The organism is Streptomyces sp. NBC_00224 (assembly GCF_041435195.1).
GTDB lineage: Bacteria > Actinomycetota > Actinomycetes > Streptomycetales > Streptomycetaceae > Streptomyces.
In genome coordinates this window covers 770,226-787,112 of the sequence record NZ_CP108106.1, presented here as the reverse complement: position 1 = coordinate 787,112, position 16,887 = coordinate 770,226, and the positions used below count along the sequence as shown (strand labels likewise).

General features: G+C 72.4%; 3 protein-coding genes (1 of these 3 cut by a window edge). All 3 read left to right on the top strand.

Annotated features, from left to right (window positions below):
• Tightly spaced (each overlapping or abutting the next), the 3 genes in view from OG965_RS03625 to OG965_RS03615 form a layout consistent with a single transcriptional unit that may run on beyond the window.
• Positions 1 to 143, top strand: the 3' end of a protein-coding gene (locus OG965_RS03625) for an SDR family NAD(P)-dependent oxidoreductase (protein WP_371649022.1). 13,792 nt of this gene lie to the left of the window's left edge; only the last 143 of its 13,935 coding nucleotides appear in the window; the start codon falls outside the window, past its left edge; it ends in the stop codon at positions 141 to 143.
• Positions 140 to 7,711, top strand: a complete 7,572-nt coding sequence (locus OG965_RS03620; RefSeq protein WP_371649020.1) for an amino acid adenylation domain-containing protein — start codon at positions 140 to 142, stop codon at positions 7,709 to 7,711. The genes OG965_RS03625 and OG965_RS03620 overlap by 4 nt, the downstream gene beginning before the upstream one ends.
• A complete protein-coding gene (locus OG965_RS03615; RefSeq protein ID WP_371649018.1) occupies positions 7,708 to 16,887 on the top strand; it encodes an amino acid adenylation domain-containing protein in 9,180 nt (3,059 codons plus the stop codon). Before OG965_RS03620 ends, OG965_RS03615 begins: the two co-directional genes overlap by 4 nt.

The following is a 16,887-nucleotide window of genomic DNA, read 5'->3' as shown; positions in this document are numbered from 1 at the left end:
CCGCCACCGACCCGGCCCCCGGCCCGGGTCCCGACACCGAAGACCCCCGTGCCACCAAGGCCCGGGCGCTGGAGCAGTTCCGGCAGGGGCACGTCAGCCTCGAAGATCTGAAGGCACTCATGAAGGAAGCACCGAGCGCGTGAACGAGGATCAGATACTGGCGGGCTTCAAGGCGGGCACCCTCTCCGCCGACGACGTTCTCGCCTTCTACGAAGAGCTCCAGCGGCACGCGGCCGAGCGCCCCCTCTCCGAGGGCCAGAAGGGCCTGTGGCTGCTGCACCGGCTGCGGCCCGACGCGGACGTCTACAACGTCCCGGTCTGCTTCCGCACCGACGCGCCCCTGGACGTCGACCGGCTGCGCCGGGCCTTCGCCCTGGTGGTGGCGGCCCACGGCCAGCTGTCGAGCGCGGTGACGGAGCAGGACGGCGTGCCGTACCTCGTCGCCCGCCCCGACCGGCCGGTCCACTTCCGCCACGAGCGGGTGCCGGGCCTGTCCGAGGACGCGCTGCTCGCCGAGGTGCGCCGGGCGGCGAAGACCCCGTTCGACCTGGCGTCGGATCCGCTGGCGCGGGCGTACGTCTACGAGACGGACGCCCCCGGGGCGGTCGTCCTGCTGGTCTTCCACCACCTTGTCTTCGACGGTGCCTCCACGCCGCTGTTCCTGCGGGACCTGGCGTCGGCGTACGAGACGCTGGGGCGCGGCGCCGACTGGACCTCGCCCACGCCGGACGTGTACGACGAGTTCGTCCGATGGGAGCAGTCCTTCCTCGACGGGCCCGAGGGCGCGCGCCACCGCGCGTTCTGGCAGCGGACGCTGGCGGGCGACCTGCCCGTGCTGCGCCTCGGCGTCGAGCGTGCCGCCGCCCCCGGCGCGCCGGTGCTCGGCCGGACCGCCTCGCTTCCGCTCTCCGGCGCGGCCGGCGACCGGGTGCGCACCTGGTGCGCGGCGAGCGGAGTGCGGCCCGCCGTGCTCTTCCTCGCGGTGTACGAACTGCTGCTGCACCGCTACAGCGGCGAGCGGGACCTGATCGTCGGCGTGCCGTCGATGGGCCGCCCGGACCTCGCGTACGCCGACTCCGTGGGCTACTTCGTCAACATGGTGCCGGTGCGGTTCGGGCCGCGGGAGGACGTGCCGTTCCGCGACTACGTGCGCGAGCTCTCGCTGGTCCTGGCCGATGGACTCGATCACGCCGGATACCCGTTCCCGCGCATGGTGCAGGACCTGAACCTCCAGTCCGACCCGGACTCCTCGCCGGTCTTCCAGGTCTCCTACGTCTTCCAGAACCAGCGCATGATGCACGTCGCGGACGAGGTGCTCGGCCTGGAGCTCGCGCGGTCGATGCGGTTCGTCGAGGGGATCTCGCAGGAGGGGGAGTTCAAGCTCCACCTGGAGGTCTTCGAGAACGCCGACGACTACGCGCTGCACCTGAAGTACGACGCCCAGCGCTTCGAGAGCGCCGACGTCGAGCGGTTCCTCGGCCACTACCAGCGGCTCCTGGACTCGCTGCTCGCCGGCCCCGAGCGGCCGCTGTCGGCCGCCTCGCACCTGTCGGACGAGGAGCGGCACCGGCTGCTTGCGGAGTGGAACGACACCCGGCGCCCCTACTCCGACGACACCTCGCTGCCCGAGCTGCTCGACGCCGCCGTGGCGCGCCACGGCGACCGCACCGCCGTGGTGTTCGGCGAGCGCTCACTGACGTACGCCGAGCTGGCCGCGCGGATCGACGAGGTCGCCGCCGAGCTGCGCGGGCGCGGCGTCACCGCGGACACCGTGGTCGGCGTCTGCATGGAGCGGTCCGTCGAGATGGTGGTCGCCCTGTGGGCGGTCATGAAGGCGGGCGGCGCCTATCTGCCGCTGGAGCCGGGCTACCCGGCCGACCGCCTCGCGTACATGATCGAGGACTCTGGCGCCCAACTGGTGCTCGGACAGCGGCACTTGACGGGCGACGGCCTGTCCGCCGCCCGCGAGGTGCTGTACCTGGACCGCGAGGGCCGCGTCGAGGGCGCCACGTCCGAGCGGGCCGTCGCGGGACGCTGTGCCGCCACCGCGCGCAGCCTGGCGTACGTCATCTACACCTCCGGCTCCACCGGCCGCCCCAAGGGCGTCATGGTCGAGCACCGGGCGGCCGTGAACCGCATCGAGTGGATGCAGAACGCGTACCGCCTGGACGTGGACGACGTCGTGCTGCAGAAGACGCCGTTCAGCTTCGACGTGTCGGTGTGGGAGTTCGTCTGGCCGCTCCTCAACGGCGCCCGCCTGGTCGTCGCCGAGCCCGAGGGCCACAAGGACCCCGACTACCTGGTCTCACTGATCCGCCGCACCGGTGTGACGACCCTGCACTTCGTGCCCTCCATGCTGCGCCTGATGGTGGAGAACGACGGCTGGGCGCGGTGCGCATCGGTGCGCCGGGTGTTCTGCAGCGGCGAGGCCCTGCCGCCCGAGCTGCCGCCGCGCCACTACGCGGTGCACCGCGCGCCGCTGCACAACCTGTACGGCCCGACCGAGGCCGCCATCGACGTCAGCCACTGGACCTGCCCGCCCGGCGAGGGGGCGCGCCCGGTCCCGATCGGCCGTCCGATCCAGAACATCCAGCTCCATGTGCTCGACGACTTCGGCCAGTTGGCGGCGGTCGGCTGCGCCGGAGAGCTGCACATCGCCGGGGACGGTTTGGCCCGGGGCTACCTCAACAACCCGGACCTGACCCGGGACCGGTTCGTGCCGAACCCGTTCGCCACCGTGGCCGGCGCCCGGATGTACCGCACCGGCGACCTCGTACGGCGCCTCGCGGACGGCACCCTGGAGTTCCTCGGCCGCATCGACAACCAGGTCAAGGTGCGCGGCTTCCGCATCGAGCTCGACGAGATCGAGGCCCGGCTCGGCGCCCACCCCGAGGTGCGCGCCTGCGCGGTGCTGGCCCGCGAGGACAGCACCGGCGACCCCCGCCTGGTCGGCTACGTGGTGCTCGACCCGGGCTTCGACGAGACGCCCGGCCGCGACCACCACGCCGAGCTGCTCGCCCACCTCAAGGACGCGCTGCCCGACTACATGGTCCCCGGCGCCCTGGTCCGCCTGGACTCGCTGCCCGTCACCGCCAACGGCAAGCTCGACCGCAAGGCGCTGCCCGCCCCCGACGCCGGTGCGTACGCGGTGCGCGCCTACGTCGCCCCGCGCACCCCGGCCGAGGCGGCCCTGGTCGGGATCTGCGCCGAGCTGCTCGGGTTCGCGGCGGACCGGATCAGCGTCGAGGACAACTTCTTCGCGCTGGGCGGACATTCGCTGCTCATTCCCAAGCTCACCGCGCGGCTGACCGCCGCCGGGCTCCACTGCGACCTGCCCGCGGTCTTCGCGGCGGCCACGCTTGCGGAGCTCGCCGCGTCCGTCGACGGCAGCGGCGCGGCGGACACCTTCGTGGTCCCGGCCGCGCGCGTCCCCGAGGGCTGCACCCGGATCACGCCCGACATGCTGCCGCTGGTGGAGCTGACCGAGGACGAGCTGGCGGCGGTCGTCGCGGCCGTGCCCGGCGGCGCCGCCAACCTCCAGGACGTCTACCCGCTGGCCGCCCTCCAGGAGGGCATGCTCTTCCACCACCTCAAGGAGAGCGGCCGCGACCCGTACGTGCTGTCCGGGGTGTTCTCCTTCGACAGCCGCGACCACCTGGACCGCTTCGCCGACGCCCTGCGCGCGGTGATCGCCCGCCACGACGCGCTGCGCACCGCGATCCTCACCGACGGTCTTCCGCAGCCCGTACAGGTCGTCGTGCGGCACGCCGAGCTCACCGTGGACGAGTTCGCGGTGACCCCCGGCAGCTCCGCGGCGGACGAGATCCAGCGGCTGCTGGCCGGTTCGCAGGCGATGCGCCTGGATCGGGCGCCGCTGATCCGGCTGCGCGCGGCCCGCGACCCGCACAGCGGGCAGTGGTCCGCGGTGCTCAATCTGCACCACGTCATCGACGACGCCACCTCGCTCGGCTTCCTGTTCAAGGAGCTCGTGGCGCACATGACGGGCCGCGCCGCCGAGCTGGCCGCCCCCGAGCCGTACCGCAACTTCATCGCACACGCCGCCCACCGGGCCGAGGCCCTGGACCCGGCGGCGTACTTCGGCGAGCGGCTCGGCGACGTCACCGAGCCGACCGTGCTCTTCGGCATGCACGACGTGCACGGCGACGGGCGACGGGTCGCCGATCTGCGCAAGCCGCTCGACCCGGAGCTCGGCGAGCGCGTCCGCACCCGGGCCAAGGAGCTGCGGGTCAGCCCGGCGACGCTCTTCCACGCGGGCTGGGCGCTGGTCGTCGCGGCCTGCGCCGGGCGCGACGACGTGGTGTTCGGGACCGTGATGTCCGGGCGCCTCCAGGGGCCCCGCGGTATCGAGCGGATGCTCGGCAACTTCATCAACACCCTGCCGGTCCGGCTCGACCTCACCGGGCGCGACGTGCGCGAACTGGTGGCCGAGACCGACCGTGCGCTGCGCGAGCTGGTGCGCCACGAGCAGACCCCGCTCGCCGTCGCCCACCGCCACAGCGACGTGCCCCGCGACACCCCGCTCTTCAACGCGATCTTCAACTTCCGTCATCTGGAGTCCGACGACCGCATCGACGAGGACGAGCTGGAGCGCGCGGGCGTCAAGTCGCTGGCCGGGGTGATCGAGCGCAGCAACTACCCGGTCGCGCTCTCGGTCGACGACCTGGGGCACTCGTTCTCGATGGACGCGCAGATCGACCAGGCGCAGGACGCCGGCCTGGTCATCGCGTATCTGGAAGCCGCCATGACCGGGCTGCTCGGCGCGCTCGACGCCGAGGAGCCGGTGGCCGCGCTGGACATCTCCGTCCTGCCCGAGGCGATGCGCCGACGGCTGCTCGTCGACGACAACCGGCGCCCGCGCTCAAACGCCGACGACCGTGCTCTGCACGAGCGGTTCGAGGCGGCCGCCGCCGCGACCCCCGACGCCGTCGCCCTCTCCCACGGCGCCGAGAGCCTCACCTACCGTGAGCTGAACGCCCGCGCCAACCGGCTCGCCCGCCATCTGCGCGAGCTGGGCGTCGGCCCGGACGTGCTGGTCGCGCTCTGCCTGCCGCGCAGCGAGCACATCGTGATCAGCCTGCTCGCGGTCCTCAAGGCGGGCGGTGCCTATGTGCCGCTCGACCCGGCATCGCCGGTGGACCGGCTCGGCCATCTGCTCACCGACAGCGCGCCGCGCGCCCTGCTGGTCGACGGCCCGCTGCCGGAGGGCCTGCGCGCCCCCGAGGTGCCGGTGGTGGACGTACGGGCCGACGCGGCGCTCTGGGCCGGCCGCCCGGACACCGATCTGCCCGCCGCCACCACGGGTCTGACGCCCTCTCACATGGCGTACGTGATCTACACCTCGGGCTCGACCGGCACGCCCAAGGGTGTGATGGTCGAACACCGCAACGCGACCCGGCTGTTCACCGCCACCGAGCCGTGGTTCGGCTTCGGCCGTGACGACGTGTGGACGCTGTTCCACTCGTTCGCCTTCGACTTCTCCGTGTGGGAGATCTGGGGCGCGCTGCTGCACGGCGGCCGGCTGGTGATCGTGCCGCAGGCCACCACCCGCAACCCGAAAGACTTCTACGCCCTGCTGTGCGCGGAGGGGGTGACCGTCCTCAACCAGACGCCCAGCGCCTTCCGGCAGCTGATCGCGGCGCAGGGCGACAGCCCGGCTGCGCACCGGCTGCGCACGGTCGTCTTCGGCGGCGAGGCGCTGGACGTGGCCGCCCTCAAGCCGTGGCTGGGCCGCGCGGCCAACCGGGGCACCCGCCTTGTCAACATGTACGGGATCACCGAGACCACCGTGCATGTCACCTACCGGCCGCTCACCGAGGCCGACGCGGAGCTCGCGGTCAGCCCGATCGGCGAGCGGATCCCCGACCTGCGCACCTACGTCCTGGACCGGCACGGGCGGCCCGCCCCCGTCGGCGCGGTCGGCGAGCTGTACGTCGGCGGCGACGGGGTGGCCCGCGGCTACCTCAACCGGCCCGGGCTGACCGCCGAACGCTTCCTCGACGACCCGTTCTGCCCCGAGCCGGGCGCCCGGATGTACCGCACCGGCGACCTGGCCAGGGTGCAGTCCGACGGCACCCTGGAGTACCTGGGCCGCAACGACGACCAGGTGAAGGTGCGCGGCTTCCGCATCGAGCTCGGCGAGATCGAGGCGAAGCTGCTGGCCCACCCCGGCGTCCAGGACGCGCGCGTGGTCGTGCGCGAGTACGGCGAGCACGACCAGCGCCTGGTGTCCTACGTGGTGCCCTCGGCCGAGCGCGCGCACGCGGTGCGCGAGCTGCTGCGCATCGAGCGCACCGAACCCGAGGCGCTGGAGCGGACGTACGAACTGCCCAACGGCATGACAGTGTTCCAGCAGAACCGCAGCGAGACGGACTTCGTCTACGAGGAGATCTTCACCAACCTCGAATACCTGCGCAACGGCATCACCATCCGCGACGGCGACACCATCGTCGACGTCGGCGCCAACATCGGCATGTTCACCCTGTTCGCCGGGACGCGCTGCCCCGGCGCGCGCATCCTCGCCTTCGAGCCGATCCCGCCGGTCTTCGACTCGCTGCGCCGCAACGTGGAGCTGCACGGGCTGAACGCCCAGGTGTTCGCGTGCGGTCTGGCGGCCGAGGCGAAGGAGGAGACGTTCACCTTCTACCGCCACAACACCGTCATCTCCAGCAGTGTCACCACCGCCGAGCAGGCGCACGAGATGGTCCGCTCCTACCTGCGCAACCAGGAGGAGCTGACCGAGGACGGCACGGTCGCCGGTGACGAGCTGGTGGCCGAGCTGGTCGACGCGCGCCTGGACAGCGAGCGGTTCACCTGTCAGCTGCGCACCTTCTCGGACATCGTCGCCGAGCAGGGCCTGGACCGCATCGACCTGCTGAAGATCGACGTGGAGAACGCCGAGTACGAGGTGCTCAAGGGCATCCACTGGCGCGACTGGCCCAGGATCCGCCAGCTGGTGGTGGAACTCCACGACGTGGACGGCCAGTTGGAGAAGGTGGAGACGCTGCTGCGGGCGCTCGGTTACCGGGTGGTCAGCGAGCAGGACAACCGGCTGCTCCAGGGCACCCCGCTCTACAACGTGTACGCGATCCGCGAGGAGGGCGCCCGCGCGCCCGAGTCCGGCGAGCAGGAGGCCGCGCCGCGCTGGTCGGCGCGCACCCCACTGCTCGACGACGTCCGCACCGCCCTGTCCGAGGCCCTGCCCGAGTACATGGTCCCGGCCGCCCAGGTCCTGCTCGAAGCGCTGCCGCTCACCCAGAACGGCAAGCTGGACCACCGGGCGCTGCCCGACCCCGAGAGCACCCGCGGCCGGGGCGAGCGTCTTGTCGCACCCCGCACCGGGACCGAGCGCGCCGTCGCGGCCGTCTGGGCCGAACTGCTGCGCACCGACGTGGACCAGCTGGGCGTGGACAGCAACTTCTTCGCCCTCGGCGGCAACTCGCTGCTCGTGACCCGACTGGTCAACCGCCTCAAGCAGCACAGCGGCGCGGACCTGCCCATCCAGGTCGTCTTCGACGCCCCGACGCTCGCCGGCATGGCCGCTGAGCTGGAGCGACATGCGCCCGCGGGCGGGGAGGAGGGCCTGGTCGACGTGGATAGGATCCGCGAGAGCCTCGGTCTGATCGAGAGCATGAGCGACGAAGAGCTGGACGCTCTGGAAAGCCAGAACCAGGAACCCGGGGCCGGACGATGACCACTGTGAACGAAGACAGCGCCGACCTGATCAAGAAGATCAGGTCGCTGCCCGCCAAGCGGCAGCGCGCCCTGATCGCGCTGCTGCGCAAGCAGGGCGTGGACCTCTCCGCGCTCGACACCATCCCCAGGCACCCCCGGTCCGCGACCGAGCCGGTGCGGCTCTCCTTCGCCCAGCAGCGGCTGTGGTTCCTGGCCCAGCTGGACGGGACCAGCGCGTACTACAACATCCCGATGGCGCTGCGGCTCAGCGGCCCCCTCGACCGCCCCGCGCTCCAGCGGGCGCTGGCCGAGATCGTCCGCCGCCACGAGGTGCTGCGCACCCGGTTCGTGGAGCGTGACGGCGTCCCGTACCAGGAAATCGGCGACGGCAGTGACTTCGCCGTGGCCTACGAGGAACTCGCCGACCCGGACGCGCTCGCCGGCGTGTGCGAGCGCGAGGCGGTCGCGCCCTTCGACCTGGCGCGTGAGTCCCTGATCCGGGTCCGCCTGCTGCGCGAGTCCGAGCGGGCGCACGTCCTGCTGGTCACCATGCACCACAGCGTCTCCGACGGCTGGTCGCTCGGCGTCTTCTTCCGCGACCTGGTCGCGCTGTACGAGGCGTACTGTGCGGGCGCCGAGTCGCCGCTGGACGAGCTGGCGATCCAGTACGCGGACTACGCGCAGTGGCAGCGCCAGTGGCTGGTCGACGAGGTGCAGGAGCGCCAGGTCGGCTACTGGAAGGAGCGGCTCGCCGGGGTCGACGCCCGGCTCACCCTCCCCGCCGACCTGCCGCGCCCCGAGATCAAGACGTACCAGGGCAGGCACGAGCGGTTCAGCTGCCCGCCCGAGCTGCTGCGGCGGCTGCGCGAGGTGAGCGAGCGGCACGACGTCACGCTCTACATGACGCTGCTCGCGGTGTACGCGCTGGCCCTGCACCAGTACACCGGCCAGAGCGACATCGCCGTGGGCACCCCGGCGGCGGGCCGCAACCGGCTGGAGGCCGAGGGACTCATCGGGTTCTTCGCCAACACCCTGGTCATGCGCACCGACCTGTCCGGCGACCCGTCCTTCCCCGAGCTCCTCGCCCGGGTCAAGGAGGGCGCGCTGCAGGCCTACGACCACCAGGACGTGCCGTTCGAGGCGGTCGTGGACGCGCTGAACCTGGAGCGCAGCCTCAGCCACTCGCCGGTCTTCCAGACCATGTTCGTGCTCCAGGAGGCGCAGTCCGAGCGCGAGGTCCGGCTCGGCGCGCTCGACGTCTCACTGATCGAGTTCGACTTCGACATCACCAAGTTCGACCTGACCCTGGATCTGCGCGAGACGCCGGACGGGCTGGTCGGCGCGGTCGAGTACACCACCGCCCTCTACGAGAGCGCTACCGTGCGGCGTTTCATCGCCCACTACACCCGGCTGCTCGCCGCCGTCGCCGACGAGCCCGGCGCACGGATATCCACGCTCTCCGCGCTCGACGAGGCGGAGCGCCACCAGGTCCTCGCCGAGTGGAACGACACCCGCCACCCCTTCTCCGACGAGAGCTGTCTGCACGAGCTGTTCGAGGCGGCGGTGGCGCGCCACCCCGAGCGCACCGCCGTCGTCTTCGGCACGGACGAGATCGGCTACGCCGAGCTCAACACCCGCGCCAACCGCGTCGCGCACGCCCTGCGGCGCCACGGCGTCGGCCCGGACACCGTGGTCGGCCTGCGCATGGAGCGCTCGGCGGAGATGGTGGCCGCGATCCTCGGCATCCAGAAGGCGGGCGGCGCCTATCTGCCCATCGAGCCCACCCACCCCGCCGAGCGCACCGCATACGTGGTCGAGAGCTCCGGCGTCGAGGTCGTCCTCACCCAGCCGCACCTGGACACCGAGGCGGTGTCCGGGGTGAAGCACCTGCTCACCGTCGACGCCGAGGGACGGGTCGCGCACGCGGGCGAGGAGCTCACCGGCCTCGGCGAGGACAACCTCGACGCGGCCGAACTCGGCCTCAACGCGAGCCACTTGGCGTATGTCATCTACACCTCCGGGTCCACCGGCCGCCCCAAGGGCGTCATGATCGAGCACCGCGCGGCGGTGAACCGCATCGAGTGGATGCAGCACACCTACGACCTGGGCGAGGACGACGTCGTCCTGCAGAAGACGCCGTTCAGCTTCGACGTGTCGGTGTGGGAGTTCTTCTGGCCGCTGATGGCGGGCGCGCGGCTGGTCGTGGCCGAGCCCGAGGGCCACAAGGACCCCGCCTACCTGGTGTCCCTCATCCGCCGCACCGGCGTCACCACCCTGCACTTCGTGCCGTCGATGCTGCGCTCGGTCGTGGAGGAGGCGGGCTGGGCCGACTGCGCCTCGGTGCGCCAGGTGTTCTGCAGCGGCGAGGCCCTGCCCGGTGACCTGTGCGCCCGGCACTACGCCCTGCACCCCGCCCCGCTGCACAATCTGTACGGCCCCACCGAGGCGGCCGTCGACGTCAGCCACTGGACCTGCCCGGCCGACCGGCCGCTGCGCACGGTCCCCATCGGCAGGCCCATCCACAACATCCAACTGCACGTCCTGAACGACGCGTTGGAGCCGCGGGGCATCGGGTGTGTGGGCCAGCTGTACATCGCCGGGACCGGGCTCGCGCGCGGCTACCTCAACAACCCGGACCTGACCCGCGAGCGGTTCGTTCCCAACCCGTTCGACGACGCCCCGGGCGCCCGGATGTACCAGACGGGCGACCTGGTGCGGCGGCTCGCCGACGGCACCCTGGAGTTCCTCGGGCGCATCGACGACCAGGTCAAGCTGCGCGGCCACCGCATCGAGCTCGGCGAGATCGAGCACCGCCTCGCCCAGCACCCCGCGGTGCGCGCCTGCGTCGTGGTCGTCCGCGAGGACAAGGCCGACAGCCCGCAGCTGGTGGCGTACACGGTCCTGGAGGGCGAACCGGCCGACCACCGGGCCGATTTCGCCGCGCACCTGGAGCGCGCCCTGCCCGACTACATGGTGCCCAGCGCCTTCGTGGTCCTGGACGCGCTGCCCGTCACCGCCAACGGCAAGCTCGACCGCAAGACCCTGCCCGCCCCCGGCATCGATGCCTACGCCCAGCGCGCCTACGTCGCCCCGCGCGCCGGCACCGAGCAGCTGCTCGCGGACGTCTGGGCCGAGCTGCTCGGCTTCGACGGGGAGAAGATCAGCGCCGAGGACAACTTCTTCGCGCTTGGCGGCCACTCGCTGCTCATCACCGTCCTGATCGCCCGCCTCAAGGAGCACGGCCTCGCCGTCACCGTACGGGCGGTGTTCAACGCCCCTACGCTGGCGCTGCTCGCGGCCGAGATCGACGGCGCCGAGGCGCGCGCCGACTTCACCGTCCCGCCCAACCTCATACCGGAGGCGTGCGAGCGGATCACCCCCGCGATGCTGCCGCTGGTGGACCTCACCCAGGCGCAGCTCGACGCGGTGGTGGCGACCGTGCCCGGCGGGGCGCCCAACGTGCAGGACATCTACCCGCTGGTCCCCTCGCAGGAGGGCATCCTCTTCCATCACCTGATGGATCCCGACAACGACCCGTACGTCATCCCGATCCTGCTGGCCGCCGAGGACGCGGCCGCCGGGGACGCGTTCGCCGCAGCGCTCCAGTCGCTGGTCGACCGGCACGACGTGATGCGCACCGCCGTGCTGACGGCCGGGCTGCCCGAACCCGTCCAGGTCGTCCACCGCACCGCCCAGCTGCCCGTCGAACACGTCACGCTCGACCCGGACCGCGACGCCGAGGAGCAGGCGCGCGCCCTGCTGGAACAGCCCGGGCGGATGACGCTCGGCCGGGCCCCGCTGCTGAAGCTGGCGATCGCCCAGGACCCGCACTCCGCACGGCGGTTCCTGCTGCTGAGCGCACACCACCTCATCGAGGACGCGACCTCGCTGCGCCTCATCCTCGACGAGCTCGTCACCCACATGTCCGGACGGGTCGACCGCCTCGCGCCGCCCGCGCCCTACCGCGACTTCGTCGCCCACACCCTGCACCGGCTGGCCTCCGACGACACCGAGGCGTTCTTCCGGGACCGGCTCGGCGACGTCACCGAGTCGACCGCGCCCTTCGGCCTCACCGATGTGCGCGGCGACGGGCGCGGGGTGCGCGATCTGCGCCGCTCGCTGGCGCCGGGCCTGACCCGCGATCTGCGCGCGGAGGCCCAGCGGCTGCGCACCAGCCCGGCAGCCCTGTGCCACGCGGCCTGGTCCGTGGTGGTGGCGGCGTGCAGCGGCCGCGACGACGTGGTGTTCGGCACCGTCCTGTCGGGCCGCCTCCAGGGCGTGCCCGGCGTGGAGCGGATGCTGGGCAACTTCATCAACACCCTGCCGCTGCGGGTGCGCCTGGCCGGGCGCACCGTGGGCGAGCTGGTCGCCGAGGTCGACTCCGCGCTCAAGGAGCTGATCACGTACGAGCAGAGCTCCCTGATCGCCGCCCAGCGGTGCAGCGGGGTCGAGGGCGACGTGCCGCTGTTCAGCTCGATGATCAACTTCCGGCACTTCGAGCCCGGCCGCGACGACGACGGCCCGACCGGCACCGACGCCCAGGGCGTGCGCTGGCTCGGCTCGGTCGACCGCACCAACTACCCGGTCGGCCTGTCCATCGACGACATCGGCACCGAGCTCTCCCTCAACGCCCAGGTCGACGCCTCGCTGTCGCCCGACGCGCTGATCGGCTACCTCGAAGCGGCGCTGACCGGCATCGTCACCGCGCTCGCCACCGACGGCGGCGCGAGCACCGAGGCGCTCGCCGTCGACATCCTGCCCGTGCCCGAGCGCCGTCGGCTGCTCACGGACTGGAACGCCACCGCGCACCCGTATCCGCAGGACAGCTGTCTCTTCGAGCTGTTCGAGGAGCAGGTGGAGCGGCGGCCCGACGCTGTCGCCGTCGAGCACGGCGCCACCGTGCTCAGCTACGCCGAGCTCAACGCCCGCGCCAACCGCGTCGCCCACGAGCTGCGCGAGCGGGGGGTCGGCCCGGACACGCTGGTGGGGCTGTGCGCCGAGCGCTCGCCCGAGCTCGTCGCCGGTCTGCTCGGCATCCTGAAGGCGGGCGGCGCCTATGTGCCGATCGACCCGGGCTACCCCGAGGCCCGTATCCGTACGCTCATCGAGAGCTCAGGCGTCGCCCTGGTGCTCAGCCAGTCGCATCTGCCGGGCGCGGTGCTCGACGGCACGGACGTGCTGCACCTGGACACGGGGGAGCGGGCGGCGGACGGCGTCCAGGTCCTCGCGGACCGCCCCGACCACAATCTCACCCGCGCCGAACTCGGCCTCACCCCGGACCACTTGGCGTACGTGATCTTCACCTCGGGCTCCACGGGCGTGCCCAAGGGCGTGCTCGTCGAGCAGCGCGGTGTGGTGCGGCTTGTGCGCAACCGGGAGTACTTCCCGACCAACGAGCGGACCGTGGTGCTGCACCACTCGTCGATCTCGTTCGACGTCGGCTCGCAGGAGGTGCTCGGCCCGCTGCTCAACGGCGGCCGGCTGGTGCTGCACGACGGCGACTCCAAGGACGTCGGGCAGCTGTTGGACCGGGTGGAGCGCTCCGGGGTCACCATGATGGCGCTGTCGGCCGCGTTCCTGCCCGCGTTCGCCGAGGCCTCCCGCCACCGCACGCTGCCGCTGGCCTATCTGGGCGTGGGCGGCGAGGCGTTCTCCGCCCGCGACGTGCGCACGCTGTACGCGGCGCACCCGGGCCTGACCGTCGTCAACGCCTACGGCCCCACCGAGAACAGCATCGCCTCCACCTGCCACGAGATCCCGCGCGACCTCGCCGAGGACGCGCCGATCCCGATCGGCCGCCCCATCGGCCAGGCCACCGCCCATGTCACCGGCCCCGGACTGCGCCTTGTGCCGTGCGGGGTGGTCGGCGAGCTGTGCGTGGGCGGCGCGGGCGTGGCGCGCGGCTACCTGGGCAACCCCGGCCTGACCGGCGAGAAGTTCGTCGCCGACCCCTTCTCCGACACCCCGGGCGCGCGGCTGTACCGCACCGGCGACCTGGTGCGCCGACTGCCCGACGGCGCCCTGGAGTTCGTCGGCCGGATCGACGACCAGGTGAAGGTGCGCGGCTTCCGCGTCGAGCTCGGCGAGATCGAGAGCGCGCTGCACACCCACCCCTCGGTGCACAGCGCCGTCGTCACCACCCGGGACAGCGGCGACACCAAGAAGCTCGTCGCCTACGTCCGCCCCACGGATGCTTGGCTGGACACGGCCGCCGAGGAGCAGAACGCCGAACACCTCGGCCAGTGGCAGAAGCTCTTCGAGGACCAGTACGCGGCGGCCGACGACGCGACCGCCGACGCCACCGACGCCGAGCTCAACCTGGTCGGCTGGAACAGCAGTTACACCGGCGAGCTCATCCCCGAGCCCGAGATGCGCGAGTGGATCGACGGCACGGTGGCCCAGATCGAGGAGCTGCGGCCCCAGCGGCTCCTGGAGATCGGCTGCGGCACCGGACTGCTCCTGTACCGCTACGCGGGCGCATGCGAGTCGGTGCACGCCGTCGACATCTCCGCCTCGGCGCTCGCCGGGGTCAAGCGCGGCGCCGAGCGGCGCGGCTGGTCGCACGTCACCCTGAGCCACGGCGACGCCCTGTCGGTGACGGCACCGGAAGGCACCACGTTCGACACGGTCGTCCTCAACTCCGTCGTCCAGTACTTCCCCAACCGGGTCTACCTCGAAGAGGCCATCGCCCGGATCCTGCCGCTAGTCGAGGACGGCGGCCGCATCCTGATCGGCGACGTCCGCAACCTCGACCTGTTCTCCGCGCACCTCGGCGCGATGGAGCGCAGCCGTACGCAGGTGCGCACCTCGGCCGGGGCGCTCGCCGCCCAGGTCCAGCGCCGCCGCCGCCATGAGGGCGAGCTGCTGGTCAGCCCGACCTTCTTCGCGGGCCTGGGCGAGCGGTTCCCGGAGCTGGGCGCCGTCGACCTGATGGTCAAGCGGGGCCTGGGCGACAACGAGATGCTCAGCTACCGCTACGACGTGGTGCTCACCAAGGGCGCGGGCGCGCCCGCCGAGCCGCTGCCGTGGCTGGAGGCCGACTCGCCGCAGGCGCTGCGCGCGCTGCTGGCGGGCGAGGTGCCCGAGCGGTTCGGTGTCACCGGCCTGACCAACCCCCGCATCGAGGACGACGCCCTGGTGGCCGAGGGCCTGACGCGCTGGCCCGCCAACCGCCAGGTGGACCCGCTGCCGGGCGGCACCCGCCTGTCCGCGGCGGCCACCGAGCGGGTGCGCGAGCTGGAGTCGGCCCTGCGCTACGCGGAGGAGCTCGGCCACCGGGTCGCCGTGACCTGGTCGCAGGACCGCCCCGACGGCCTCGACCTCGTCCTCGGCAAGGGGGAGCTGCCCCGGGTGCGGGCGCGCGGCGCCTACCGCCACGCGCAGCTCGCCAACGCCCCGCAGGTGGCCCGGATGGGCCAGACCATGACCCGGGTGCTGCGCGAGCACCTGTCGGCCAGGGTGCCCGAGTACATGGTGCCCAGCGTGTTCGTGGCGCTCGAAGAGCTGCCGATCACGACCAACGGCAAGGTCGACAAGAAGGCGCTGCCCGCCCCGGACGAGAGCGACGTCCACAAGGAGGTGTACGTCGCCCCGCGCACCGAGACCGAGCGGACGCTGTGCCGTCTGGTCGAGGACGTGCTGGGTCTGGGCCGGGTCGGTCTGGAGGACGGCTTCTTCGAGCTGGGCGGCCACTCGCTGCTCGCCACCCGGCTCACCATCCGGGTCAAGCAGGAGACCGGCAAGGACCTTCCGCTCCAGGTGATCCTGGGCGGCGCCACCGTCCAGGAGATGGCGGCGGCCCTGGAGTCCCCGGCGGACGAGCCGGTGGCACTGCCGCTGCCCGCGCCCGGCGAAAGCGCCCTGAGCGCCCCGCTCTCCCTCCAGCAGAGCGAGCTGTGGTTCCTCAACCACCGCGAGCACCTGGGCACGGCGTACGACAACGTGCAGATGGCCTACCGGATCGTCGGCACCCTGGACCGCGCCGCCTACGCCCGCGCCTTCGAGGCGCTGGTGGCCCGGCACGCGGTGCTGCGCACCAGCTATCTCCTGCGCGACGGGGCATACGTACAGCAGGTCAACGACGCCGGCGGCTTCGCCGTCGCCTTCGAGGAGATGGCCGGGGACGCGGCGGCCGCCGAGTGGCTGCGGGCCGAGCGCGCCCGGCCGTTCGCGCCGCAGGACCGCCATCTGCTGCGGGTGCACCTGCTGACGCTGTCGCCGCACGAGCACATCGCCGTCGTCACCCGCCCGTGGGGCATCTTCGACGGCTGGTCCACCGGCGTCTTCCTGACCGAGCTCAACACGGTGTACGCGGCGCTGCGCCGGGGCGCCGAGCCGGAGCTGCCCGAACTGCCGCTCCAGTACGCCGACTTCACGCATTGGCAGCACCGCGCGGTCGACGCGGCGGAGCTCGCCCGGCAGGAGGGGTACTGGCGCGGTCAGCTGGCCGGGCTGCCCGCCTGCCTCTCGCTGCGCACCGACTACCGCCGCCCCGCCGTCAAGTCCCACCAGGGCTCGACGGTCGCGGTGAACGTCCCGGCCGAGCTGCTCGTACAGCTGCGGCGGTACGGCCAGGAGCGGGGCGTCACGCTCTACATGACGCTCCTGTCGGCGTTCGCGGTGCTGCTCGGCGCGTACAGCGAGGACCGCGAGGCGGCCATCGGCTCGCCGGTGACCAACCGCCCGGACCCGGCGCTTGAGCAGCTGATCGGCTACTTCATCAATGTGCTCGTGCTGCGGCTCGACACGGCGGGGGAGCGGAGCTTCGACGAGCTCCTGGCCCGGGCCAAGCGGGTCACGGCCGAGGCGCACGAGCACAAGGACGTGCCGTTCGCGCGGCTCGCCCAGGAGCTGGTCGCCGAGCCCGATCCGGCGCACTCGCCGCTGTTCCAGGCGATGTTCAACCTGATCCCGGCGCCCGCACCGACCCCGCCGGGCGAGGAGGCACCCGTACCGGAGTTCGCCACGTTGCCGGTTTCCTCGGACGCCGGGGTGGCGAAGTTCGACCTCAACCTGGTGGTGCGGGAGACTCCGGCGGGCCTGAACGGCTATCTGGAGTACAGCACCGATCTGTTCGCGCGGCGGACGGCCGAGCGGATGGCCGGGCTGTACGAGCGGCTGTTGCTGAAGATCGTCGCGAACCCGGGTGCGGACCTGGCCGAGCTACGGGCGGCCGCGGCCGACGCGGAGCTGTGA